General features: G+C 53.3%; 21 protein-coding genes. 13 read left to right on the top strand and 8 right to left on the bottom strand.

What is annotated here, in order from left to right:
* Nucleotides 1–9 precede the first annotated feature (9 nt).
* The 12 genes from lptE to lipA all read left to right on the top strand — a co-directional run bounded on the left by lptE (nt 10) and on the right by lipA (nt 10,497).
* Nucleotides 10–576, top strand: coding sequence for an LPS assembly lipoprotein LptE (gene lptE / locus NCTC9997_RS10945; RefSeq protein ID WP_010864266.1), 567 nt, complete (start codon nt 10–12; stop codon nt 574–576).
* 10 nt (nt 577–586) lie between these two features.
* Entirely contained in the window at nt 587–1,624 is a 1,038-nt protein-coding gene (gene holA, locus NCTC9997_RS10950) for a DNA polymerase III subunit delta (RefSeq protein ID WP_064978066.1), read from the top strand.
* Nucleotides 1,621–2,298: a nicotinate-nucleotide adenylyltransferase gene (nadD, locus tag NCTC9997_RS10955; protein ID WP_064978067.1), complete on the top strand. Its 678-nt coding sequence runs from the start codon at nt 1,621–1,623 to the stop codon at nt 2,296–2,298. The genes holA and nadD overlap by 4 nt, the downstream gene beginning before the upstream one ends.
* Before the next feature lie 75 nt (nt 2,299–2,373).
* Complete coding sequence (rsfS, locus tag NCTC9997_RS10960) at nt 2,374–2,691, top strand: ribosome silencing factor (protein ID WP_010864269.1); 318 nt, start codon at nt 2,374–2,376, stop codon at nt 2,689–2,691.
* Between the two features lie 3 nt (nt 2,692–2,694).
* The gene (gene rlmH, locus NCTC9997_RS10965) at nt 2,695–3,165 is read left to right on the top strand and encodes a 23S rRNA (pseudouridine(1915)-N(3))-methyltransferase RlmH (RefSeq protein ID WP_010864270.1); all 471 of its coding nucleotides are present in this window, start codon (nt 2,695–2,697) and stop codon (nt 3,163–3,165) included.
* A gap of 41 nt (nt 3,166–3,206) precedes the next feature.
* Nucleotides 3,207–5,108 (top strand): peptidoglycan DD-transpeptidase MrdA, encoded by a 1,902-nt coding sequence (gene mrdA / locus NCTC9997_RS10970; RefSeq protein WP_039045527.1) that lies wholly within the window; start codon nt 3,207–3,209, stop codon nt 5,106–5,108.
* The gene (gene mrdB / locus NCTC9997_RS10975) at nt 5,101–6,219 is read left to right on the top strand and encodes a peptidoglycan glycosyltransferase MrdB (RefSeq protein WP_010864272.1); all 1,119 of its coding nucleotides are present in this window, start codon (nt 5,101–5,103) and stop codon (nt 6,217–6,219) included. Before mrdA ends, mrdB begins: the two co-directional genes overlap by 8 nt.
* Nucleotides 6,220–6,227: 8 nt before the next feature.
* Nucleotides 6,228–6,992, top strand: coding sequence for an SPOR domain-containing protein (locus NCTC9997_RS10980; protein WP_064978068.1), 765 nt, complete (start codon nt 6,228–6,230; stop codon nt 6,990–6,992).
* An 84-nt stretch (nt 6,993–7,076) separates the two neighbouring features.
* On the top strand, nt 7,077–8,255 hold the full coding sequence (locus NCTC9997_RS10985; RefSeq protein ID WP_064978069.1) for a serine hydrolase: 1,179 nt from the start codon (nt 7,077–7,079) through the stop codon (nt 8,253–8,255).
* A gap of 290 nt (nt 8,256–8,545) precedes the next feature.
* A complete protein-coding gene (gene ybeD / locus NCTC9997_RS10990; protein ID WP_010864275.1) occupies nt 8,546–8,812 on the top strand; it encodes a DUF493 family protein YbeD in 267 nt (88 codons plus the stop codon).
* Between the two features lie 55 nt (nt 8,813–8,867).
* On the top strand, nt 8,868–9,539 hold the full coding sequence (gene lipB, locus NCTC9997_RS10995; protein WP_010864276.1) for a lipoyl(octanoyl) transferase LipB: 672 nt from the start codon (nt 8,868–8,870) through the stop codon (nt 9,537–9,539).
* Nucleotides 9,532–10,497, top strand: a complete 966-nt coding sequence (lipA, locus tag NCTC9997_RS11000) for a lipoyl synthase (protein WP_064978070.1) — start codon at nt 9,532–9,534, stop codon at nt 10,495–10,497. Before lipB ends, lipA begins: the two co-directional genes overlap by 8 nt.
* Nucleotides 10,498–10,694: 197 nt before the next feature.
* Here lipA and NCTC9997_RS11005 read toward each other — a convergent pair whose 3' ends face one another.
* The 8 genes from NCTC9997_RS11005 to gpt all read right to left on the bottom strand — a co-directional run bounded on the left by NCTC9997_RS11005 (nt 10,695) and on the right by gpt (nt 21,565).
* The gene (locus NCTC9997_RS11005) at nt 10,695–12,104 is read right to left on the bottom strand and encodes an efflux transporter outer membrane subunit (protein ID WP_064978071.1); all 1,410 of its coding nucleotides are present in this window, start codon (nt 12,102–12,104) and stop codon (nt 10,695–10,697) included.
* Nucleotides 12,101–15,325 (bottom strand): efflux RND transporter permease subunit, encoded by a 3,225-nt coding sequence (locus NCTC9997_RS11010; protein ID WP_064978072.1) that lies wholly within the window; start codon nt 15,323–15,325, stop codon nt 12,101–12,103. Before NCTC9997_RS11010 ends, NCTC9997_RS11005 begins: the two co-directional genes overlap by 4 nt.
* A gap of 15 nt (nt 15,326–15,340) precedes the next feature.
* Nucleotides 15,341–16,633, bottom strand: coding sequence for an efflux RND transporter periplasmic adaptor subunit (locus NCTC9997_RS11015; protein WP_082935551.1), 1,293 nt, complete (start codon nt 16,631–16,633; stop codon nt 15,341–15,343).
* 166 nt (nt 16,634–16,799) lie between these two features.
* Nucleotides 16,800–18,065 (bottom strand): glutamate-5-semialdehyde dehydrogenase, encoded by a 1,266-nt coding sequence (locus NCTC9997_RS11020; RefSeq protein ID WP_064978073.1) that lies wholly within the window; start codon nt 18,063–18,065, stop codon nt 16,800–16,802.
* 10 nt (nt 18,066–18,075) lie between these two features.
* On the bottom strand, nt 18,076–19,179 hold the full coding sequence (gene proB / locus NCTC9997_RS11025; RefSeq protein ID WP_039045525.1) for a glutamate 5-kinase: 1,104 nt from the start codon (nt 19,177–19,179) through the stop codon (nt 18,076–18,078).
* Nucleotides 19,180–19,298: 119 nt separating this feature from the next.
* Nucleotides 19,299–19,703: a sigma factor-binding protein Crl gene (crl, locus tag NCTC9997_RS11030; protein WP_010864283.1), complete on the bottom strand. Its 405-nt coding sequence runs from the start codon at nt 19,701–19,703 to the stop codon at nt 19,299–19,301.
* A 61-nt stretch (nt 19,704–19,764) separates the two neighbouring features.
* Nucleotides 19,765–21,009: an esterase FrsA gene (gene frsA, locus NCTC9997_RS11035; protein ID WP_064978074.1), complete on the bottom strand. Its 1,245-nt coding sequence runs from the start codon at nt 21,007–21,009 to the stop codon at nt 19,765–19,767.
* Nucleotides 21,010–21,103: 94 nt separating this feature from the next.
* Nucleotides 21,104–21,565: a xanthine phosphoribosyltransferase gene (gpt, locus tag NCTC9997_RS11040; protein WP_010864285.1), complete on the bottom strand. Its 462-nt coding sequence runs from the start codon at nt 21,563–21,565 to the stop codon at nt 21,104–21,106.
* A 1,118-nt stretch (nt 21,566–22,683) separates the two neighbouring features.
* Between gpt and NCTC9997_RS11045 the strand changes: the two genes are divergently transcribed.
* Nucleotides 22,684–24,144: an aminoacyl-histidine dipeptidase gene (locus NCTC9997_RS11045; RefSeq protein WP_064978075.1), complete on the top strand. Its 1,461-nt coding sequence runs from the start codon at nt 22,684–22,686 to the stop codon at nt 24,142–24,144.
* Nucleotides 24,145–24,241: the final 97 nt, after the last annotated feature.

Consider the following 24,241-nt stretch of genomic DNA (forward strand, 5'->3'; position numbering starts at 1 on the left):
AGCATTTACGTGCTGAAAGCATCGCTACTCAAGCCGTTAATGACAATCCTGACCGTGGTGGCATTAGCCGCCACGGCAGGCTGCGGTTTCCATCTGCGTGGGACAACTCAAATCCCACAACCGCTACAGAAAATGAGCCTGCAAAGCTATGACCCGTACGGCCCGCTAACCCGCGCGGTACGCGAGCAAATGCAGCTCAATGACATCACTATCGTCAGTGATACCACGCCGGGGGTACACCAGTTACCGACGCTGCGTATCAACGGCTCCGGCCAAGGCGATGCGGTCGTGTCAGTTTTCCGTAACGGTATTGCCGCCGAGAAAAACATTACTCTGAACGTGAATGCCAGCGTATTGATCCCCGGTCAGGATCTCTATCCGCTGTCAGTTCAGGTAACCCGTTCTTTCTTCGATAACCCGAATACTGCACTCGCCAAAGCAGCTGAAGAAGATTTGCTGCGCGACGAGATGTATGAGGAAGCGGCCCGCCGCCTGATGCTGAAATTGCTGACTATTCAGGCCCGTACCCCAGCGGCTACGGACACCCTGCCGGCCAACTCTGCGCCGGCACAATAATCTGAACCTGATGAATAAAATTTATCCGGAACAACTTGGCGCGCAACTGCAACACGGGCTGCGCGCCTGTTACCTGCTCCTTGGTAACGAACCGCTGCTGTTGCAAGAAAGTCTCGATACCCTACGCCAGCACGCCCGCCAACACGGCTTCGAAGAGCGCCACAGCTTTACCCTTGATAATAGAACCGATTGGGATGCTATTTTTGACTGCGCCCAAGCCATGAGTCTGTTTTCCGCTCGGCAAATTATCGAACTCACCTTACCGGAAAGCGGCCCCGGCGCGCATAACAGCGAACCCCTAGTTACGCTGGCCGGCATGTTACATCCCGATATTTTGCTGCTGATCCAAGGCGGCAAGCCAACCCGCGCACAAGAAAACAGTAAATGGTTTAAAGCGCTGTCACAGCAAAACGCTACCTTAGTCAGCTGCCAGACGCCGGAGTTAGCCCAGCTTCCGCGTTGGGTTAGCCAGCGTGCTCGTTCGCTGAAACTGCAACTCGATGAACCGGCGCTCAATTTGCTGTGTCATTGCTACGAAGGCAATCTGCTGGCGCTGGGTCAGGCTCTTGAGCGCCTGCGCCTGCTGTTTCCCGATGGCAAATTATCACTGCCACGCGTCGAATCTGCCGTTAACCAGTCCGCGCACTTTACCCCTTATCACTGGCTGGATGCGCTCCTCGAAGGCAAGACCAAACGCGCCCTGCGCATTTTGGAGCAGCTGAAAAACGAAGATGTCGAACCGGTGATCTTGTTGCGTACCCTGCAACGGGAATTACAGCTGGTGCTGCAATTTCACCAGCAGATGCAACGGGGTATACCGCTGCGCACCCTGTTCGATCAGCATAAAGTGTGGCAAAACCGTCGTCCGTTACTGACTCATGCAGTCCAGCGGCTGACCTTGCCACAGCTGGCGGTCCTGTTCACGCAACTTGCCGCGCTCGAACGCAGCGTCAAACAAGATTACAGCAGTAATCCGTGGCCAGCACTGCAAACCCTCAGCTGTGGTGTGTGTGGCCATGTGTTGGATCTGGGGTCACCATCGACATGACTGAGCATGCGTTATCCCCAGCAGCCACGCTGCCACTCATCGGTCTGTATGGCGGCACCTTTGATCCGCTGCATCGCGGTCATTTAGAGCCAGTGCAAGCCTTAGCCCGCACGTTACAACTGAGCCAAGTGCGGCTGATGCCCAACAATGTGCCGCCACACCGGCCACAACCGGTCGCATCTGCCGCCCAGCGCGCCGAGATGGTGCGTCTCGCCTGCGCAGCTAACCCGCTGTTTGTACCGGATTTGCGCGAACTGCAACGCAGCACGCCGTCCTACACCATCGAAACGCTGGAAGAAGTGCGACATGAGATAGGCCCGCGCCAACCGTTGGCCTTTATCATCGGTCAAGATTCCCTGCTCACGTTGCCCAGCTGGTTTCGCTGGCAGGAGCTGACTGACTACGCACACTTACTGGTATGCGCGCGCCCCGGTTATGCGCGGATGCCGGATGATGTGGCATTTCAGCGCTGGCTACACCCGCGTCTGACCACGGATTGCAACGTGCTGCACCACCAACCGGCCGGTACGGTATTTTTGGCCGAAACACCGGAATATCCTATTTCAGCCACCGCCATCCGCCAGCGTTTGCAAAACGGACAACCGTGCGATGACTGGCTTACCTGCGAAGTGGCCACCTACATCACACAGCATGGCCTGTACTCATCACGCTAGTCGCATGCTATACTCCGCCGCCTATTTTCGGCTAACTGCATATTACCGGAACTGATTTCCGGTCAGGGGGAACCTTTGCAAGGCAAGACACTCCAAGACTTTGTTATTGATAAAATTGACGATCTGAAAGGCCAAGATATCCTGCCTTTAGATGTACGCGGCAAGTCCAGCATCACCGATTACATGGTGATCGCTACCGGTACATCAAGCCGTCATGTCTCTTCCATCGCTGACTATGTGGCTAAAGAAGCCCGTCTGGCAGGTGCGGATATGATGGGGATCGAAGGTACACAAACCGGTGAATGGGTGATCGTGGATCTGGGTGATGTGATTGTGCACATCATGCAAGAAGAGAGCCGCGCCCTGTACCAACTGGAAAAACTCTGGAGCTAAGCGGTGAAACTGCAACTGGTCGCGGTCGGCACCAAAATGCCGGCCTGGGTTGAAACGGGCTTTCAAGAATATGTGCGCCGTTTCCCCAAAGACATGCCGTTTGAACTGCTGGAAATTCCAGCCGGAAAGCGCGGCAAAAATGCCGATATCAAGCGCATTCTGGAAAAAGAAGGCGAACAAACACTGGCGGCCATCCCAAAAGGCAACCGGATTGTAACGCTGGATATTCCGGGCAAACCGTGGACGACCGAGCAATTGGCCGAACAGCTGGAGCGCTGGAAGCAAGATGGCCGCGACGTCAGCTTTTTGATTGGCGGGCCGGAAGGTCTGGCGCCGTCGTGTAAAGCGGCAGCGGACCAAAGTTGGTCTTTATCTCCCCTGACCTTACCACATCCGCTGGTACGGGTCGTGGTGGCAGAAAGTTTATACCGGGCGTGGAGCATCACAGCTAACCACCCTTATCACCGGGAATAATTACGCTGTTTACAGCATTATCATTGGGATTGTTATAGCGGATGAAGCAGGATCGTACGCATTTTCGGGATCACTCGTCGGAAAGCGCGTTATTTTTTCGCCGGGCCATTGTCGCCTTTATCGGCATTCTGCTGTTAAGCGGTGTTCTGGTTGCCAATCTGTACCACCTTCAGGTGCAGAACTACGAAGACTACCAGACCCGCTCCAATGATAACCGGATCAAACTGCTGCCGATCCCGCCGAGTCGGGGTCTGATTTATGACCGCAACGGCATTTTGCTGGCGGAAAACCGCACCGTTTTCCAATTAGAGATGGTGCCGGAGAAAGTCGACAGCGTCGATAAGACGCTGGCTGCTTTGCGTCCCATTGTGGGCCTGACCGACGAAGATATCGCCAACTTCCGTAAAGAGCGCAAGCGCTCACGCCGTTTTAGCTCTATCCCAATTAAAACGCCGCTCAATGAAGAGCAGGTGGCCCGTTTTGCCATCAACCAATACCTCTTCCCCGGCGTGGAAGTGAAAGGCTACCTGAAGCGTTACTACCCGTATGGGGAGGCGCTGACGCACGTCATCGGCTATGTAGCCAAAATTAACGATAAAGATGTCGAGCGACTGGATAAAGAAGGTCGACTGGCCAACTACGCCGGTACCCACGATATCGGTAAGCTCGGCATCGAGAAATACTACGAAAACATCCTGCACGGCCAAGTGGGTTCAGAAGAAGTTGAGGTCAACAACCGCGGCAAGGTGATCCGCAAACTGCGTGAACAGCCTGCCACCGCCGGTCAAAACATTACGCTGAGCTTAGATCTGGAGCTGCAGCAATATATCGAACGCATTCTGGGTAAACGCCGCGGCGCGGTCGTGGTGATGGATCCTCGCGATGGCAGCATTCTGGCGATGGTCTCCAGCCCAAGTTATGACCCGAACCTGTTCGTCAACGGTATTCCGAGCAAGACCTATAGCGCCCTGCTCAACGATCCAGATCGCCCGCTGATTAACCGGACCACCCAAGGTACCTATCCACCGGCCTCCACCGTCAAACCATTGATTACCGTGGCGGCGCTGGAGTCTGGCGCGATCACCACCAAAACCACGCTGTTTGACCCCGGTTGGTGGAAACTGCCGGGCTCAGAAAAACGCTACCGCGACTGGAAAAAGTGGGGCCACGGTCAACTGAATATCACCAAAGCGATTGAAGAGTCTGCAGATACCTTCTTCTATCAGGTTGCCTACGACATGGGCATCGATCGCCTGTCGGAGTGGATGAAGAAATTCGGTTTCGGTCAGTATACCGGCGTGGATATCTCGGAAGAGCGCTCGGGCGTCATGCCATCACGGGAATGGAAAATGGCCCGTTATCGTAAGCCGTGGTATCAGGGCGATACCATTCCGGTGGGGATTGGCCAAGGTTACTGGACCGCCACTCCATTGCAGCTAGCTAAAGCCATGACCATTTTAATCAACGATGGCGAAGTGAAACCGCCACACCTGTTAAAGAGCATTCAGGGTAACGGCATCACCATGAACTATCCGGAAGAAAATCTGCCCTCGATTGGCGTGAAAGACTCCGGCTACTGGGAAATCGCCAAAGACGGTATGTATGGGGTAAACCACCGACCAAACGGCACCGCGCGCAGAGCATTTGCTGGCACGCCGTACAAGTCCGCCGGTAAGTCAGGTACTGCGCAGGTATTTAGTCTGGCACCAAACCAGACTTACGATGCGAAGAAGCTGGCCAATTACCTGCACGACCATGCTTGGTTCACCGGTTTTGCGCCGTATGACAACCCACAAGTCGTCGTCTCCATTTTGCTGGAGAACGCCGGTGGCGGCTCCACCAACGGTGCACCAATCGCACGTAAGATTTTCGACCATATTTTGCTGGGTAAGAACGATACCGATCTGCCGGCTGCGACACAGGATCATACTCCGAATGACTGATACCAATCCCAATCGCCCTCGTTCATTCTGGGATCGCATTCATATCGATCTCCCGCTGCTGACGGGGTTGTTACTGCTGCTGATGATGGGCGCGTTTGTGATGTACAGCGCCAGCGGTCAGGACATCGACATGATGGAGCGTAAAATCGCGCAAGTTAGCTTAGGTCTGCTGGCGATGTTCGGCATGGCGCAAATTCCACCGCGCGTGTATGAAAGCTGGGCACCGTACCTGTATATCGTCGGGGTGATTTTGCTGGTGCTGGTTGACCTGTTCGGCGCGATCTCCAAAGGGGCGCAGCGCTGGCTGGACTTAGGCTTCATCCGCTTTCAGCCTTCGGAGCTGATCAAACTGTCGGTACCGCTGATGGTGGCGCGTTTTATCAGCCGCGAGCCATTACCGCCCTCGTCACGTAACACGGTCATCGCACTGATCCTGATCTTTGTTCCAACCTTGCTGGTTGCAGCGCAACCGGACTTGGGGACCTCGGTGCTGGTTGCCAGCTCGGGTCTGTTCATCGTGTTCTTATCCGGCATCAGCTGGTACTTCATTTTGGGCGCGGTATTGTTGATCGCCGCCTTCGTGCCGGTGCTGTGGTTCTTCCTGATGCACGATTATCAGCGCACGCGGGTACTGACTCTGCTCAATCCAGAAAGTGATCCGCTGGGCGCCGGTTATCACATTATCCAATCCAAGATTGCCATCGGCTCAGGTGGCGTGTTCGGTAAAGGTTGGCTGCACGGTACGCAGTCCCAGCTGGAGTTTTTGCCAGAGCGCCACACGGACTTTATTTTCGCGGTGATCGCCGAAGAACTGGGGATGATCGGCTTCTTAGTGTTGCTGGCCTTGTACCTGTTTGTCATCGCCCGTGGCCTAGTGATCGCGTCACGTGCGCAGACCGCCTTTGGCCGTCTGCTGGCCGGGGGTATCACCCTGATCTTCTTTGTATATGTATTTGTGAATATTGGTATGGTCAGTGGTATCCTTCCGGTGGTGGGCGTACCGCTGCCACTGATCAGTCATGGTGGTACTTCCATCATTGCTCTGATGGCCGGTTTTGGTATCGTGATGTCTATCCATACCCACCGTAAAATGTTATCTAAAAACGTATGAGGGACTTCATGCGCAATTTACGCGTTTCCGCAATTGTCTTCAGTTTGCTGCTGGCAGGATGTGCCGCCCAGCAGCCAGCGCCACATCAGGATGCGGCCAATCAGCCACAAGATCAGGGTGAAGAGACTCAATCTTTTGCTCTGGATATGTCGCCACAAATGGAGACGCTGGGTAGCGCCGTACCGGTTAATCACGAAGCCAGTGAGCCTGAGTATGCCCAACCTGCGGCGCGCAGCGCAGACAGCGCTTACGCCGCAAGCAGCGATTCAGATAACAGTTATGCCAGCAGTGCTGCGCAGCCAACCCTGAGCCAACCGGGCCCGATTGAAGATGCACCGGCTAAGCAGCAAGCCTTACCGATGTACAGCAACACCGATCAAAACGGTGTCACCACCATGGTCAGTACCGAAGGCAACAATACGCGCATTCACTTTGCCGCCCCTGCCGGTGAGCCCGAAGTGATCCCCGAGCCTACCGCGGCAGCGCCGGTCGCCTCCCGCACCGCGACAACACACACTTACACTCCTGCCGCCAGCAGCGCTGATGGCTACATGGTGCAAGTGGTCGCGATCAGTAATGCGGAGCGGGCCAAACAATTGCTTACTCAGCTTAAACAAAGTCACCAAGTCAGCGGTAAAATCGAACCGGCCGGTGCGTTTTACCGAGTTCAGCTAGGACCGCTGAGCTCACGTGCACAAGCTGAGGAACTCCGAGACAGTCTGAAGGTCGAAAACTATCAGCAAGCGTTTGTTTTAGCGGGCGCCGGACGCTGATAAAACCCGCCCTGTCAGTGAGGGTAGCGGATACCTTGTTCATTTAACTTTTTGTTTCACCATGGAAGAAGTCACACACAGACCATGAAATTAACTACATTTACCCAATCTATTCGGGCTCTGCTGCTCGGTACTCTATCGGTTTCCGCATGCTATGCGCAGGCAGATACCACCATTCCTGCAGCGCCTGAAATCGCGGCGAAGTCTTATATCCTGATTGATTACAACTCAGGAAAAGTTCTGGCTGAGCGCGATGCCGATATGAAGGTTTTGCCGGCCAGTCTGACCAAGATGATGACCAGCTACGTTATCGGCCGCGAAATCAAAGCCGGTAAAATCTCGCCGGACGACATGGTCACCGTGAGCAAAAACGCATGGAGCAAAAACTACCCGGACTCCTCCAAGATGTTTATCGAGGTGGGTAAGCAGGTCAAAGTGGCTGACCTGAACCGCGGTATCATCATTCAATCCGGTAACGATGCGTGTGTGGCGATGGCTGAACACGTTGCCGGTAGCGAAGATTCCTTCGCCGACATGATGAACAACTATGCCAAGCAACTGGGCATGACCAACTCCCACTTCATGAACCCACACGGTCTGGATAACCCAGAACAGTACAGTACCGCGCGTGATTTGGCGACACTGGGCGCCGCGCTGATCCGTGATGTGCCGGATGAGTACGCCGTGTATAAGGAAAAATCCTTTACCTATAACGGGATCACCCAGCCAAACCGTAACTCCCTGCTGTGGGACAAGAGCATGAATGTGGACGGGATCAAAACCGGTCACACCGCCGCTGCCGGTTATAACTTGGTGACCTCCGCGACAGAAGGCCAGATGCGTCTGGTTGCCGCAGTCATTGGTGCTTCCAGTTCACAACAGCGCGCGGCAGAAAGTAAAAAACTGCTGACGTGGGGCTTCCGTTTCTTTGAAACCATCGAGCCGCTGAAAGCCGATCGTGAATTTACCAAAGAGCGCGTTTGGTTTGGTGACAAGTCAGAAGTTAGCCTCGGCGTGCTGAAAAATGTTTACCTGACCGTACCACGTGGTCGCGTTAACGATCTGAAAGCGCACTTTGTGCTGGATAAAGAATTGAAAGCACCACTTAAGCGTGGCGAAGCGGTCGGTAAAATCTACTTCCAGCTGGATGGCAAAGATATTGATACTCAGCCGCTGGTGGTATTAAATAACGTCGAAGAAGGCGGGATCTTTAGCCGTCTGATGGATTACTTCACTTTACTGTTCCACCGTTGGTTTGGCTAATTTCGCCCCCATATAGTCAACAGTAACGCGTAACAACGTTATCTCAAGGATGATCCCGGCCTCTTGCCGGGATCGTTTTTTGTTGCGGCCAATAGCGTACAACGCAAGAAAGTCGGCATACAAAGATATGCTGACAAGGCTGCAGATTCGTGCGGATAATACACACCGCCTTAGCGCGATGCGAATAACACGCATCCCATCCGGTGCTCGTATTCCTGTTAGAGAGTAGGGATACCCTTTAATTTTATCTGGCAACGGAGGCACTCACTCCCCTGATAGGAGACATGATTATGCAAAAGACCAAACTGAATGAACTGCTGGAATTCCCATGCTCTTTCACTTACAAAGTCATGGGTTTGGCACAGCCAGAATTGGTAGACAAAGTACTGAACGTTGTGCAAAAGCATGCGCCGGGCGATTACACCCCAAGCGTTAAGCCAAGCAGCAAAGGTAACTACCACTCCGTATCTGTGACTATCACCGCAACCCATATCGATCAGGTCGAAACCCTGTACGAAGAGCTGGGTGCCATCGATATCGTACGTATGGTGCTGTAATCAGGCTTTCGCTTGTCCGGCAACACCGTATAATGCACCTGATAATCACAACTTTATGGTGATGCTTTTGCAACATCAAACTTTGATTGTACGCCGTTTGGGCATGCAGGATTACGCATCGGTCTGGCAAGCGATGCATGACTTCACTGATCAGCGCAGCGAAAATTGCGCTGATGAAGTGTGGCTGGTCGAACATCCACCGGTATTCACCCAAGGTCAAGCTGGCAAGGCTGAGCACTTACTGGCTTGTGGTGATATTCCGGTGATCCAGTCTGATCGCGGGGGTCAGGTCACCTACCATGGTCCGGGTCAAATCGTTATGTATGTGTTGGTGGATCTGCGCCGTCGCCGTCTCGGTGTTCGCGAGTTGGTCAGCCATATCGAAAACACCGTCATCAATACACTGGCCCACTTCTCCCTGACCGCCGCAGCGCGTGCCGATGCTCCCGGCGTCTATATTGATAATAAAAAAATCTGCTCTCTGGGTCTGCGGATCCGGCGGGGCTGCTCGTTCCACGGACTGGCCCTCAATATTAATATGGATTTGTCTCCCTTCACCCGAATCAACCCTTGCGGATACGCCGGCATGGAGATGACTCAGACAAAAGATCTGGGCGGTCCTGAAACGGTGGCAGAGGTCGAGCCGGTTCTGGTGCAGGAATTTATCAAATTACTCGGTTACTCCGGTGCTGAGTATTCTAGTTGGAAACCACTGACCAATGAGTAAACCTATTCAGATTGAACGGGGCGTGAAATACCGCGATGCCGATAAAATGGCATTGATTCCGGTGAAAAACGTTGCCGCTGAACAGAGTGAGCGCCTGCGTAAGCCCGAGTGGATGAAAATCAAGCTGCCCGCTGATTCCACCCGGATCCAAGAAATCAAATCTGCCATGCGCCACAACGGTCTGCACTCGGTGTGTGAAGAAGCTTCTTGCCCGAATCTGGCTGAATGCTTTAACCACGGCACCGCGACCTTCATGATCCTCGGCGCTATCTGTACCCGTCGCTGCCCGTTCTGCGATGTGGCACATGGCCGTCCACTGCCGGTTGATCCGGAAGAAGCCGCCAAACTTGGCCGCACTATCCGTGATATGAAGCTGAAGTATGTGGTGATCACCTCGGTCGATCGCGATGACCTACGCGACGGCGGTGCGCAGCACTTTGCCGATTGCATCAGCAGTATCCGCACCGAAAGCCCAAATATCCGCATCGAAACGCTGGTCCCTGACTTCCGTGGTCGAATGGACAAGGCACTGGATATTTTCGCGCAAACCCCACCGGATGTGTTCAACCACAATCTGGAAAATGTGCCGCGCTTGTACCGTCAAATTCGCCCGGGCGCAGACTATCAGTGGTCGCTGACCTTGCTGCAAAAATTCAAAGAACTGCATCCGGATGTGCCGACTAAGTCAGGCCTGATGATGGGGCTCGGTGAAACTAACGAAGAGATTTTGCAAGTGATGCAAGATCTGCGCGATCACGGTGTAACGATGCTGACGCTGGGACAATATCTGCAGCCAAGCCGTCATCACCTGCCGGTACAGCGTTATGTCAGCCCAGCAGAATTTGATGACTTCAAACAAAAAGCGCTGGAAATGGGCTTTACCCATGCCGCGTGTGGTCCGTTTGTCCGCTCTTCTTATCATGCGGATCTGCAGGCTAAAGGCGAAGAAGTTAAATAAAAGCGACGCTGGTATATTGGCGCTGATAGAACGTCATCGCTGTAACGGCGCTGTTACCGAGCGGCTGTTATAGCGGTGCTGCTACAAACTGCGCTATTACACACTGAACATGACACACTGAACAAACCGAAGGCCACGGAGCAGTTTTGCCACGTGGCCTTTGTTCACTCTTGCATCGTTATTAGCCTGCTGCGGGTTTAACGGGTTTTCCCCTTCACCGTCATGCTGTCTGCCTGTGTTACCCAGCCACCGCCCATCGCCGCATACACATTCACGATCGACTGAATCGCCTGCCCTTGCACCTGAACTTGGTTCAATTCCGTGGTAAACAGTGTTTGCTCAGCATCCAGTACTTCCAAATATGGCGTATTCCCACTGTCATAGCTCAAACGCGCGAGGCGTGCGTAGCTACGCAGTGAATCCACCTGTTGCTGTAACGTGTCTTGCTGCTCTTTGATTTTCACCACCGCCGATAGCGCATTGTTGGCGTCGGCAAAAGCATTTTGAATCGCCTTTTGATACTCCGCTAACAACTGTTGTTGCTGCGCACTGGCTTGCTGTATCTGGCCCTCAATACTGCCTGCGGTAAAAATGGGGCCAGCCAACTCTGCGCCCAAGCTCCACAGCGCCGCGGGGCCGGTCAGCAAATCCGTCAATGCCAAGCTCAAACTGCCCAACGCTCCGGTCAACGAAATGGTCGGGAAGTAAGCCAGACGCGCCGCGGCCAAATTCGCCTGCGCGGCTACCAAATTTTGCTCGGCCACACGAATATCTGGGCGCTGCTGCAACAACGTAGATGGCAAGTCCGCTGGAATGGCTGGCAAACTCAAGCCATCCAAGGTCTGCCCACGTGGGATCGCCTGCGGATTAACCCCCAGCAATACCGACAGCGCATTTTCCTGCTGGGCTATGCTGTCTTGCAACCGTGGCACTTCACTTTGCGCTTGGTAGTACTGCGACTCCGCTTGGTTCAGCTGCAACTGTGAAATTACGCCCGCCTTGAACTGCAAACGAAAGATCTGCAGCGACTCCTGCTGCGCAGCAGCCGTGCTACGAGCAATATGTAATTGCTGATCTAAACTCAACAGTTGAATGTAGTTGTTCGCGACCTGCGTCACCAACGTCAGCAATACCGCTTGGCGCTGCTCTTCAGCGGTCAACATTTGAGCCTTGCTCGCTTCTGTCGCCGCCCGCAGCTGGCCGAATAAATCCAGCTGCCAACTGGCGGTCAGGCCGACTTGATAGGTCGAGGTGTAATCACCTAACCGCCGCTGCCGACTGGCGCCTGCACCATAACCGAGTTGCGGATAGAGATCAGAGCGCGTCTCTCTAAGCTTGCCGGCAGCCTCTTCAATCCGCTGGGTGGCAATCACCAGATCCAAATTCTGCTGCAGTGCGGTTTGAATCAAGCGGGTCAGCACCGGATCATTAAATTGCTCCCACCAGCGCATTTGCACTTGTTTACTGGCCTGTGAATACGGCACACGCCACTCAGCGGGAGTGCTGACCTTCGGCTTTTCGTACGTAAACGGAGTGATACAGCCACTGAGCAACCACGGTATTCCGGCAACAGTGAGTGTGACTGCATGGCGAATGCTGCGTCTCATGATTGCCCCTCCTGATTGCTCTGGCCGCCTTTTGTCTCTTTATCGGCATGCTGTTGCGCATGGGGTGATGGCTCGGCTGTCGGCGTAACCTCGCCCTCGCCGCTCGGAGGCGGCGATTTTTTCCCGCGCTCGGCCAAGCGCTCAAAAATGACGTAGAACATCGGGACATAAAACAGCGCCAAGGTGGTCGCGCCGATCATCCCACCGACAATACCTGTCCCTATGGAGTGACGTGAGTTAGCCCCTGCGCCACTGGCCAGCATCAGCGGCAAGGTACCCAGAATAAAGGCCAATGATGTCATCACAATCGGGCGCAAACGCAGCTCACCAGCCTCAATTGCCGACTCAATCAAGCCTTTGCCTTTATGTCGCAGCTCCACCGCAAACTCGATGATCAGTACGGCGTTTTTCGCCGCCAAACCAATCAACACCAGTAGCCCGATTTGGAAGTACACATCATTTTCAAGGCCACGTGCCATGGTGAAAATCAGCGAACCAATCAAGCCAAACGGTACCGCAGTTAATACCGCGCACGGCAAGCTCCACGACTCAAACTGCGCCGCCAAAATCAGGAACACAATCACCAAGCCCAGCGCAAAGGCAACGGTGGAGGTACTACCCGCCTGTTTCTCTTCGAAGGCTTGCCCTGACCAAGCAAAGCTATAGCCTTGCGGTAAAGTCTCCTTAGCGATTTGCTCCATCAAAGCTATCGCATCACCAGAGCTATAACCGGGTGCGGCTGAGCCGTTGATTTGCGCTGCCGGGAAGCTGTTAAAGTGCGGTACTAAATCGGGACCGGCAGCATATTTGGTTTCCATCACTGCCGACAGCGGCACCATATTGCCGACATTGTTACGGGTATAGAACTGCATCAACCACGATGGATTATCGCGAAAACGATCCTCGGCCTGCAGCACAACATTCCACACACGGCTTTGGTCAAAGTACTGACTAACCGTGGACGACGCGAGGAAGGTCTGCAACGTGCCGTAAGCCTCTTGCACCGGCACCCCAAGCAGCATGGCTTTATCGCGATCAATATCCGCCTGCAATTGGGTACTGGCGGCGTTAAAGGTCGACGACAACCCTGTCAACTCAGGGCGCTGACGCGCCTTGGCCAAAAACTGATTGGTCACTTGCTGCAACTGCGCCAAAGAGCCATTGCCAATATCTTGGATCCAGAACTGGAAGCCACCAGTAGCACCCAAGCCGGGAATAGCAGGTGGGGAGATCGGCAGAATAAAGGCACCTTCGATACCACGCGCTTTCTTAGCGATATCTTGCAGCACCGCATCCGCCGATTGCGAAGGCTCGGTACGCTCTTCAAACGGTTTCAAGGTAACGAAGAACGTCGCGGTATTGGTTTTAAATGAACTGTCGAGCAGGTTATAGCCGGTAATCGCCGAGCGCGTATCCACTTCAGGGTTAGAGGCGAAAATCGCATCTAACTGTTCACTGATCTCTTTGGTGCGCCGGATACTGGCGGCATCCGGTAAAATCGCCCCTGCCAGCACATAGCCCTGATCTTCTTGTGGCACGAAGCTGGATGGCAAGGCGCGAAACATCATGACGATGGCGCCCATCATCACCCCCATCAGCACCAGCGCCAAGGTGGTACGCTCGATGGTCAAGCGCACCCCACGGCCATAGCGAGTGGTGAGTGAGGCAAACAGCCGGTTAAACCAACCGAAAAAGCCACTCTGCGCCATCTGCCCAGGCTTGAGGAACAAGCCGCACAGCGCTGGCGTTAACGTCAGCGCCACGAACCCCGACAGCACAACCGAGATCACAATGGTCACCGCAAACTGCTTATACAGCTGGCCAGTGGTACCGGTTAAGAAAGCTGCCGGAATAAATACCGATGACAGCACCAATACCACCGAAATCAATGCGGTGGAGATTTCATTCATTGCCGCCAGTGAAGCGTCTTTCGCCGATAAGTGCTGCTCGTGCATCAAACGCTCAACGTTTTCCACCACCACGATGGCGTCATCTACCACCAGCCCGATAGCCAAGATCATACCGAACAAGGTCAACAGGTTGATGGTAAATCCAAGTGCCAACATGCCCACGAACGTGCCGATTAACGCGACGAATACCGCAGCAATCGCAATCAAAGTCGCCCGTACGCTTTGCAAGAACAGATAGACCACCGCAATAACCAGCACAATCGCTTCTACCAGTGTGTGCAGCACATCTTCGATGGAAATCCGCACGAAATCGGTGGTATCCAACGTGATCTTGTAATCCATTCCTTCAGGGAAAGTCGGCTTTAAGCGCTCTAAGGTATCCGCCACGTTTTTGGACACTTCGAGCGCATTGGCGCCGGGAGCCAGATAGACCGCCAAGAACGTCGCCGGGACTTGATTCAGCGCAGTATCCACCAAATATTGCTTCAACCCCAACTGCGCCTTAGCGACATCTTGTAATCGCACCAGCGCCGCGCCGTTATTTTGCGCCCGTAAGATAATGCTTTCATACTCAGACGGCTCAACATACGGGTTTTGTGTCACCACCGGATAGGTCAACTGAGTGCCCGGCGGGTTGGGCGCTTGCCCTATCTGACCGGCACTGAACAATTTGTTTTGATTAGCGACCGCTTGCTGCACATCATCGGTTGTCACCCCTAAATTGGCCATCTTTTCAGGGTTTAACCAGATGCGCATGGCCTGATCTGCCGACCCCATGACTGACGCTTGCCCTGCCCCAGGAATACGTTTAATCGCATCGAGCACATAAACGTTCGCGTAATTCGCAATGTAGTCGGCGTTATAACGGTTATCCGGCGAATAAACCCCCACCAGCATCAAGATACTGGACGAGCGTTTTTGCACCTGTACGCCATTTTGCTGTACCGCTTGCGGCAGTTGAGGTAATGCCAGACTGACGCGGTTTTGCACCTGTACCTGTGCAATATCCGGATCGGTATCTAACGAGAAATAGACGCTGATGTTCATCTGCCCGTTCGACGAGGAGCTGGACGTCATGTACAGCATGTTATCCACGCCGTTGATTTGCGCCTCAATGGGGCCAGCCACCGACTGGGATAACGTCTGCGCATCCGCGCCCGGATACACCGCCGTGACCTGCACCTGCACTGGCGTCATCGACGGGTATTGCTCCACCGGCAGATTCATGGCCGAAATGACACCCGCCAACACAATCACCAGCGACAACACCGTGGCAAAAATCGGTCGTTCAATAAATACGCGGGAAAACATGATCCTGCCCCCTGATTATTGCGCCTGTGCTGGCTTCTGATCGGGTTTCGGTGCAGGCACCGACTCTGGTTTCGACGTTCCCGCTGATGCGGCGTCAGCCGCTTTCAAGGCCGTCGCACTCACCTCGGTAGCAACCACTGGCGTATCAGGACGCAGCATCATGCCGCCTTCTACCACCACCTGCTCGCCCGGTTGTAAACCTTGTTCGATTAACCAGTCATGACCCACGTAGCTACCGACCGTAACTGCCCGATATTCGGCTTTGTTGTCTTTGTTCACCACCCAGACAAAGTGTCCATTGGCGCCCTGCATCACCGCCGATTGCGGCACTAAAATCGCATTTGGCCGTACCGCGCCTTTCACGGTCACGCGAACAAACTGCCCTGGGCGTAATTTGCCATCGGCATTCTCGAAGCTCGCCCGCACCAAAAAAGTGCCGGTTTTCGAATCATATTCGGCATTAGCAAAAGTGATGCGGCCGTTTTCTGGATACACCGAGTTATCTGAGAGCGTCAGTTGCACATCAAACTTGCTGTCACCCGGATAGCGCAGCAGCCCTTGGCGCATCATTTCATCGCGCTTTAACGATTGGGCTTCCGAGATACTGAAATTGACCCACATAGGAGACAACGCCGCCACATAGGTCAATTTGTCGCTGGCGGTGACATAGGTGCCTTCATCAATCAGTGCTTCACCGCTGATCCCTGCTAATGGCGATTTGATAGTGGCATAGCCCAAATTTAACTGCGCCTGCACCACTTGCGCTTTGGCCATTTCGACTTGCGCTTGCGCGGATTTTTCCTGCCCTATCGCCTGATCCAGATCCTTTTGGCTTGCCGCATTTTGCGCGGCAAGTGGCTTAATACGCCGTAAGTTTTGCTGAGCGACAAGCAAATTGGCTTTTTGCTGCGACAAGGCGGCCTGCGCGGCTTGTAACTGCGCTTGGAATGGTTTGGCATCTACTAAAAACAAGGTCTGCCCCTGCTTTACCATGGCGCCATCTTGATACACCTGCTTATCCAGAAAACCATTTACACGCGACACAATGTTGACCTGTTGCGAGCTCTTGGTCAGGCCGACAAAGGAGAAATCCTCTGGCACTTCTTGGCCTTGTAAGCGTAAGGTTTTGACCGGTATGGCCGCAGGCGAGGCGCCACTTTCGGCTGCGGTCTTATCACCATCGCAGCCTGTGAGCCACAGCAAGGAGAAGCACAGCGTCAGCAACGCAGCAAAGCGGCGAGACGCACCAGCGTGGGGCAAAGAAGAAACATGCGGAAGCTGAGCATTCCTGAATAAGAAAAGGCACATAATCGTGTTCCTTGCTGCATTTCTGGTTATGACATACAGATGCCTTTAATCAGCATAGAAGAGCGCCGTTTTTTTGCGGTCAAAAATGTCAGTTTGGCGAAAATAAAAACGCCGCCCGGCATAACCGGACGGCGTCAATAATAAGCTTGCTAATTAAAACAAGGGGTTATTTTCTGGTTAGATTATCCCCGTAGCCAATCCACTTATAGGTGGTCAGGGCTTCTAAACCCATCGGCCCACGCGCATGCAGTTTTTGTGTACTGACCGCCACTTCGGCGCCTAAACCAAATTGGCCACCGTCAGTAAAACGGGTGCTAGCGTTAACATATACCGCCGCGGCATCTACTTCTAAGGTAAAGCGATCTGCGTGCGCCAGCGTCTGAGTCAGAATGCTTTCACTATGGCCGCTACCGTGGTGGTTGATATGACTAATCGCTTCATCCAGATCCCCCACAATTTTGACGTTCAAGTCCAGCGACAACCACTCATCCACATAATCCTCAGCCTGCACCGGGATCACCTGCGCACGTGTACCGGCCGCCTGCAGCAACGCCAAACTTTCTGGGCAAGCATGTAAAGTCACACCCAAACTGTGCAAATAATTGGCCAATTCCGGCAAAAAATCTGCCGCAATATGGCGATGCACCAACAGGGTTTCCAAGGCGTTACACACGCTCGGACGTTGCACTTTGGCGTTTTCAATCACACTCACGGCGCCAATCAAATCGGCACTGGCATCCACAAACATATGACACACGCCAATACCGCCGGTAATCACGGGGATGGTGGCTTGTTCACGGCACAAGGCCTGCAACCCTGAACCACCGCGTGGGATAATCATGTCGACATACTTATCCAGTGTCAGCAATTCGGTCACCAACGCCCGATCCGGATCGTCAATCGACTGCACAGCAGCTGCCGGTAAATTGCATTCTGCCAACGCATGCTGAATAACAGCTACCATCGCCTGATTGGTATGCACAGTTTCCTTACCACCGCGTAAAATCACCGCATTCCCGGTTTTCAGGCATAAACTCGCCACATCAATGGTCACATTCGGGCGCGCCTCATAAATGGTGCCTATCACCCCAAGCGGAACGCGGCGGCGCACCAGATCCAGCCCATTATCCAAACGACTACCGTCTATCACTTCGCCGACCGGATCATGCAAGCGACTAACCTGACGCACATCGCTGGCAATTCCTTGTAGACGTTCAGGCGTCAGACACAGGCGGTCGAGCATCGCACTGCTCAAACCGGCCGCTTCGGCGGCAAACAAATCACGGGCATTCGCCGCCAGAATTTCAGCTTCCCGCGCCATCAGCTCATCGGCAATCAGATGTAAGGCCTGATTCTTTTGGGCTGAACTTAAGATAGCTAAACGGTATGACGCCTGTTTGGCGGCATACCCCATATCCGTTAAACGATTCATTGTCTTACCCTTAAATCAGAATCAGATCATCGCGGTGGATCACCACCCGTCCGTATTCGTAGCCCAAAATGTCGGCAATTTCTTGCGACTGGTGTCCGGCAATCAAACTGAGCGCATCACTGTTGTAACGGCTCATGCCACGGGCAATCTCTTTACCATTCGGTGCCCGCACGCGCAGCACTTCACCGCGCGAGAAGGTACCGCTTACGCTGACCACGCCACTTGGCAATAAAGAGCTGCCACGCTGTAAAATGGCTTGCGCCGCGCCATCATCTACCTGCAGTTCACCCGCCGGTGGTGGCCCGAAAATCCAGCGTTTACGGTTTTCTAATGGCGTGGTTTGTGGATGAAAACGGGTGCCCACGGAATGATTGGCAACCACATCGGCAATCACATGCGCTCGGCTCCCCGCTGCAATCACCACTTCGATACCGGCGCGATTGGCCACATCGGCCGCTTGTAGCTTGGTGCTCATGCCGCCAGTACCTAAACCGGATACGCTGTCACCGGCCAGTGCACGCAAAGTATCATCCACGGCGTGGACTTCGCGAATGAGCTCGGCCTCAGGGTGTTTGCGAGGGTCTGCGGTAAATAAGCCTGCTTGGTCAGTGAGCAAAATCAGTTTGTCGGCTTCGGCCAAAATCGCCGCCAACGCAGACAAATTATCGTTATCGCCCACTTTGATTTCAGTGGTGGCTACGGCATCGTTTTCGTTGATGACCGGCACAATATTCTGATCGAGTAAGGCACGCAGCATATCACGGGCGTTCAGAAAACGCTCGCGATCCTCCAAGTCAGCACGGGTCAGTAACATCTGCCCGATGTTGAGGCCGTAAATTGAGAACAGCTGCTCCCAAAGCTGGATCAGGCATGTTTGCCCCACCGCGGCCAGCAGTTGTTTCGACGCCATCGTGGGAGGGAGATCGGGGTAGCCCAAGTGTTCACGACCGGCAGCAATAGCACCGGACGTTACGATCACCATACGGTGGCCGGCTTGCTGCATCTGTGCACACTGTCGGACGAGCTCCACCATGTGTGCGCGGTTCAACTTCCGTGAACCGCCTGTCAGCACACTGGTACCCAATTTCACAACGATGGTTTGACAACTGCTCATGGGATAATGCCTGAATCCTGCTTTGGCTGAAAAAAAGTGAATCTTTGTTGTAGCAGCTTGCAGCGGCGCTGCCAACTGACTGCACAAAAATTTTCACGATTCAGCACGCCGTTGCAGGTTCAGGCCGCCGTATTGAGATCTATGCCACATACGCCGGGCGCAGGCTGCAGTTCAATCTCCAAACTGTGTAGTAATTGGCGTAATCGCGGATAGAACACCCGTAGGGTATTGTGAACTTCATCAGCAATGGTTTTATCCGGTAACGGTTTTTCCAACCAATCACCGTTCTTATCGTAAAAACCAAAGCGATACTGATAGGTTAGCGCCTGACGATCCGCATCAGCCTGTAACTCCAGCCACCAGCCCCAAAACTCTCGTTTTTCGGTGGGTAGACGTGGATTGGCGCAAACGGCCAGACAATCGAAGAAAAACTGCTGCTCCAGACACTGGCTTTCACGCAGGTAAGGGCCAAGAGCAGTCAGTTTTCTGATCAGCTTAGAGCGGGGTTGCCCGAGAACCAGCATATGCACCTCCTTGGTGATTTGCCTATTCTTGCAGCAAATACCGGAGAGCTGGCAAGCTGTTTTATATTAGTTTTTGTTCTATCCAATCAGCAATCTGTTCCATAGCCCGTTGGAAGCCGGTTGGCAGAGGGCTGGACGGAATTTTTAAGCGTCGTCCTTCTACCGAAGACATCGCGATAAAGCGGTTTTCTTCTTCTGGGCAGAACGGATCGCCCTCAATTCCCGCCGCCAATACCGGCACCTGACAACGACGCCCCAATAGCCCTTGGTTTTTCAGCGAGTAACTTTGCAGTTCGGCGCGCAATAACCCTTCCGCCGAGGCATCGATGCCCAAGCGGCTCGCCAGCATATCCACATACATCTGCGGCACTTGGTCAAACTGACGTGGGCTACACAGCAGATGGTGCACCACGGCGCCCAGACAAGCGACGCCACGCAAACGCTGCGGCTCTAAAAACGCCAGTCGGAGCGCGGCATTGGCACCAAACCGGATCCCTAAAATCACCACTTTATGATGATCGACCCACGGCTCTTGCTCCAGATGGTGCAGCAATACCTGATGCAAACAGCTGGTGTCTTGGGTTAGCGTCCAGCGTGAAGACGCACCGACCGATGGCATATCCATGGTCACCATGGCAATACCACGTGGGGCCAGATATTCGCGGAACAAGCGATACGAGTCGCTATGCAGGCTATCAAGACCACCACACAGCATCACGACCGGATAAGGGCCTTCATCGCCCGGCAGGTGTAAATATGCCTGCAACGGGTGTCCTTCATGGCGCAATGACAGTTCGCGTACCTTGTAACCCAAGCAATGCGCCGCTTCTTTGTAAGCGCGGTTAGCCAGCACTTCGACTTGCTCGGCCAAATGGTCACCGCGCAGATGCGGATAACTGGCCACGCTGTAATGCAATGCAGCCTGTAGCCAATGTTCACCGGCCTGCGCCTGATCGCCTGCATCCAGCGCTTTTTGCTGCCACTGCATGGCCTGATTGGCCCATTCGTAAATCCAGTTACCACTGCGATAGCCAATCACGGTATCGAGCAAATGAGGCTGAGTGCGCTCTGCATCGCTAACCGCAATGCGCGCCAGTGTGGCTTCTAAATCAATAGGATTGATACCGCGCCAAATCCATTGCGGACGGTTCAAGACCCGATACCAGCTAGGCTCAGTTCGACCATCTAAAGAGGAGTTAATTTGTGGATTGGCAATACGCGGTTGGCGACGGGCTATCGTCGAGGTTTCCTGCTGATTAACCTGCGGCTTAAACAGACTTTGCGAGCGGTTGATAGGTTCACTCATTGACGTACAACACTCCTGTCATCCGATGATGTTGTCGAGTTTACGCCACAGCATAAGAAAACGCCCCACAAGATGCGAGGCGTTTAGTCAATATTTAGTCACGTCCGGCAACTGGCGGGACAAAAGTGATACCCATATCCCACGGCTGTTCAATCCAAGTGTCTTGTGGAATATCAATCACATAGTCATCAACCAGTGGGCGACCGGCCGGCTTAGCGAACATTGTCACAAAGTGCGCTTTCGGATACATCTCGCGCAGCACCTTAGCGGTACCACCGGTATCCACCAGATCGTCAACCAGCAGGAAGCCTTCGCCATCCCCTTCAGCACGCTTAAGCACCGTCAGGGCGCGCTGATGATCGTGGTCATAGCTAGAGATACACACGGTATCTACATGACGAATGCCCAGTTCACGAGCCAGCAAGGCTGCCGGTACCAGACCACCGCGGCTAACCGCGATAATGCCTTTCCACTGCTCGGCTGGCAGCAAACGGTGAGCCAATTTACGGGCGTGGATCTGCAGCATGTCCCAGCTGACGATATATTTTTCTGTCATGGCGATAACCCCGATCGCAACCCGTACTCAGCGGCATTGCGTTTCAATTTTGTTGGACGTAACACGTTATCAAGAATAAAAACGATTTCAGTAGAATGCCAGATAACCCGACAGCCTAGTGAAATCGGTCTTGGTATGCATGCAGTGGCAAACGTTTGCCAATTTACCTAAAAAAGAGCCAAAAACTGTTGGGGCGCGATTATAGAGACAACACCAGACAAAAACCAGTGATTCAGGCAGAGAATCTGCGATATATGCAATCTTTTGAAGGATTGTGCGGCCAACTGCTGCTTTTTACAGCACTGGTAAATTGCAGGCAAAAAAAACCACCTTCGCTGGAAGGTGGTAAAAATACCTAGGAATCAGGTGTGGGCCATCATAATTCACTGATAGACCAATAGGGATGAACAAAATCGTTCAATGTTGCCATCATTACCGGGCAGTGAAACCGGTAATCAGAAAATTCGGTAGCCGAACTCGCGTGGATAAACAAACTGTTGTCCGGTATAGACACCACGACGGTTCCAGAACAAATCGCAATAAATACCTTGCATAAATCACCTCATTAACAAGTGTTACTAAAGACCAATGCGGCGCCTTTAACTTGTTCTCAGTTCCTTGGAGGCGTGAGACACGGGCTTAATCCTTAAGCTTTCTAAAGTTGCGTTGCATGTTGTTGTGTTGCTTTTCTCAACGCTCAAAATAATACCACTTCGGAATTTAATTACAAGAAAAAGTGATATGAATCACGCAAAAACCTTTCAGCACTAAAATACCCCTTCATTCTTGATCTAAAAATTACAGATAGAGCGCAACAATTCAGCGTTTGCAACTCATTGTCTTATCAGTGAAATGGCATGTGCCGCGTGGGTCACCTCTTTTACGGCCTGTCATGTGGGTAAAATCTATCGCAGAAAACGGCAGATCATTTTTTGCTTCTGCAACGGCAGTGGTATGCTGTGACTCATAAACCTGCATTTGCCAAATAACACGCTGTTTTATTTGACAACGTAGTTATAAATAGCGCAGGGTTGATTCCACTATTACTGACAATACGGGGCCACACAGCAGTATCCCTTCATTGCTGTTTTGTCAGGCACCCGAAAGGAGTTCACGCCGTGTCTCAATTGGGCCATCTGTCACCACAACCTTTGTGGCAATTTTTCGAAAAGATCTGCTCTATTCCACACCCATCGCATCACGAAGAAGCGCTGGCACACTACATTGTGGAGTGGGCGCGTAGCCAAAATCTGCACGTTGAGCGTGATCAGGTCGGCAACATTCTGATCCGTAAGCCAGCAACGCCAGGCATGGAAAACCGTAAACCGGTGGTGCTGCAAGCACATTTGGACATGGTGCCGCAAAAGAACAACGACACTGAGCATGACTTCACCCGTGATCCGATCCGTCCTTATATTGATGGTGAGTGGGTTAAAGCCCAAGGCACTACACTGGGCGCGGACAACGGTATCGGTATGGCTTCTGCGCTGGCGGTGGTCGCATCGTCTGATCTGGAGCACGGCCCACTGGAAGTACTGCTGACGATCGATGAAGAAAGCGGAATGACCGGTGCATTTGGTCTGCAACCAAACTGGCTGCAAGGCGAAATCCTGATCAACACCGACTCGGAAGAAGAAGGTGAGATTTACATGGGTTGCGCCGGTGGTATCGATGCCACTTTGACCCTGCCAGTGAGCCGCGAAGCAACACCTGCTGACATGCACGCCTTCACCCTGACCGTAAAAGGTCTGAAAGGCGGCCACTCCGGCGGTGATATCCACCTGTATCTGGGCAACGCTAACAAGATGCTGGGCCGTTTCCTGTTCGGTCACGCTGAAGAGCTGGGTCTGCGTCTGTCTGACATTCACGGTGGTACCCTGCGTAACGCAATTCCTCGTGAAGGTGCTGCGACCTTTGTGCTGCCACAAGACAACGTAGAGCGTCTGCAAGCACTGGTAAGCAAGTTCACTGAAATTCAGAAAAACGAGCTGGGCGCGATCGAGCCAAACCTGACTATCCTGCTGGATAACGCCGCGCAACCGGCTCAAGTTTTCGCCCACGATGCACAGCAACGTCTGCTGGCGCTGCTGCACAGCTGCCCTAACGGCGTAATGCGCATGAGCGATGCCGTGCCGGGCGTGGTGGAAACCTCGTTGAACGTCGGTGTTGTTACTACCTCTGACAGCGAAGTGAAAATTGTCTGCCTGATCCGTTCTCTGATCGACAGCGGCCGTTGTGGCGTGCAAAACATGCTCAAAGCGCTGGCTCAATTGGCGGGCGCAAACGCTGAGTTCACCGGCGGCTACCCAGGCTGGAAACCAGACAACAGCTCACCAATCATGCAAGTGGTGCGTGAAACCTACCAAGACATGTTCGGCAAAACCCCGAACATCATGGTGATCCACGCCGGTCTGGAGTGTGGCCTGTTTAAAGAGCCATACCCACAGATGGACATGGTGTCTGTCGGCCCAACCATTCGTGGCCCACACTCACCAGATGAGCGCGTACACATTGCTAGCGTCGATAAATACTGGCAATTGCTGACCATGCTGCTGAAAAACATTCCTGCGCGTGGTTAATCGCCGGTAAGCCTATCTGGCCGATTATCCATGACAAAAGGGTTGTCCATAGGGACAACCCTTTTTTATGCCGCTAATTTATTTCGCGAAGTACGTG

The organism is Plesiomonas shigelloides (assembly GCF_900087055.1).
GTDB lineage: Bacteria > Pseudomonadota > Gammaproteobacteria > Enterobacterales > CAMTGL01 > Plesiomonas > Plesiomonas shigelloides.

What these genes read in the sequence shown, in the direction of transcription:
- holA (WP_064978066.1), top strand. Translation starts at nt 587, where the DNA reads ATGAATAAAATTTATCCGGAACAACTTGGCGCGCAACTGCAACACGGG.
- nadD (WP_064978067.1), top strand. Translation starts at nt 1,621, where the DNA reads ATGACTGAGCATGCGTTATCCCCAGCAGCCACGCTGCCACTCATCGGT.
- mrdA (WP_039045527.1), top strand. Translation starts at nt 3,207, where the DNA reads ATGAAGCAGGATCGTACGCATTTTCGGGATCACTCGTCGGAAAGCGCG.
- mrdB (WP_010864272.1), top strand. Translation starts at nt 5,101, where the DNA reads ATGACTGATACCAATCCCAATCGCCCTCGTTCATTCTGGGATCGCATT.
- NCTC9997_RS10980 (WP_064978068.1), top strand. Translation starts at nt 6,228, where the DNA reads ATGCGCAATTTACGCGTTTCCGCAATTGTCTTCAGTTTGCTGCTGGCA.
- NCTC9997_RS10985 (WP_064978069.1), top strand. Translation starts at nt 7,077, where the DNA reads ATGAAATTAACTACATTTACCCAATCTATTCGGGCTCTGCTGCTCGGT.
- ybeD (WP_010864275.1), top strand. Translation starts at nt 8,546, where the DNA reads ATGCAAAAGACCAAACTGAATGAACTGCTGGAATTCCCATGCTCTTTC.
- lipB (WP_010864276.1), top strand. Translation starts at nt 8,868, where the DNA reads ATGGTGATGCTTTTGCAACATCAAACTTTGATTGTACGCCGTTTGGGC.
- lipA (WP_064978070.1), top strand. Translation starts at nt 9,532, where the DNA reads ATGAGTAAACCTATTCAGATTGAACGGGGCGTGAAATACCGCGATGCC.
- NCTC9997_RS11005 (WP_064978071.1), bottom strand. Translation starts at nt 12,104, where the DNA reads ATGAGACGCAGCATTCGCCATGCAGTCACACTCACTGTTGCCGGAATA.
- NCTC9997_RS11010 (WP_064978072.1), bottom strand. Translation starts at nt 15,325, where the DNA reads ATGTTTTCCCGCGTATTTATTGAACGACCGATTTTTGCCACGGTGTTG.
- NCTC9997_RS11015 (WP_082935551.1), bottom strand. Translation starts at nt 16,633, where the DNA reads ATGTGCCTTTTCTTATTCAGGAATGCTCAGCTTCCGCATGTTTCTTCT.
- NCTC9997_RS11020 (WP_064978073.1), bottom strand. Translation starts at nt 18,065, where the DNA reads ATGAATCGTTTAACGGATATGGGGTATGCCGCCAAACAGGCGTCATAC.
- proB (WP_039045525.1), bottom strand. Translation starts at nt 19,179, where the DNA reads ATGAGCAGTTGTCAAACCATCGTTGTGAAATTGGGTACCAGTGTGCTG.
- crl (WP_010864283.1), bottom strand. Translation starts at nt 19,703, where the DNA reads ATGCTGGTTCTCGGGCAACCCCGCTCTAAGCTGATCAGAAAACTGACT.
- frsA (WP_064978074.1), bottom strand. Translation starts at nt 21,009, where the DNA reads ATGAGTGAACCTATCAACCGCTCGCAAAGTCTGTTTAAGCCGCAGGTT.
- gpt (WP_010864285.1), bottom strand. Translation starts at nt 21,565, where the DNA reads ATGACAGAAAAATATATCGTCAGCTGGGACATGCTGCAGATCCACGCC.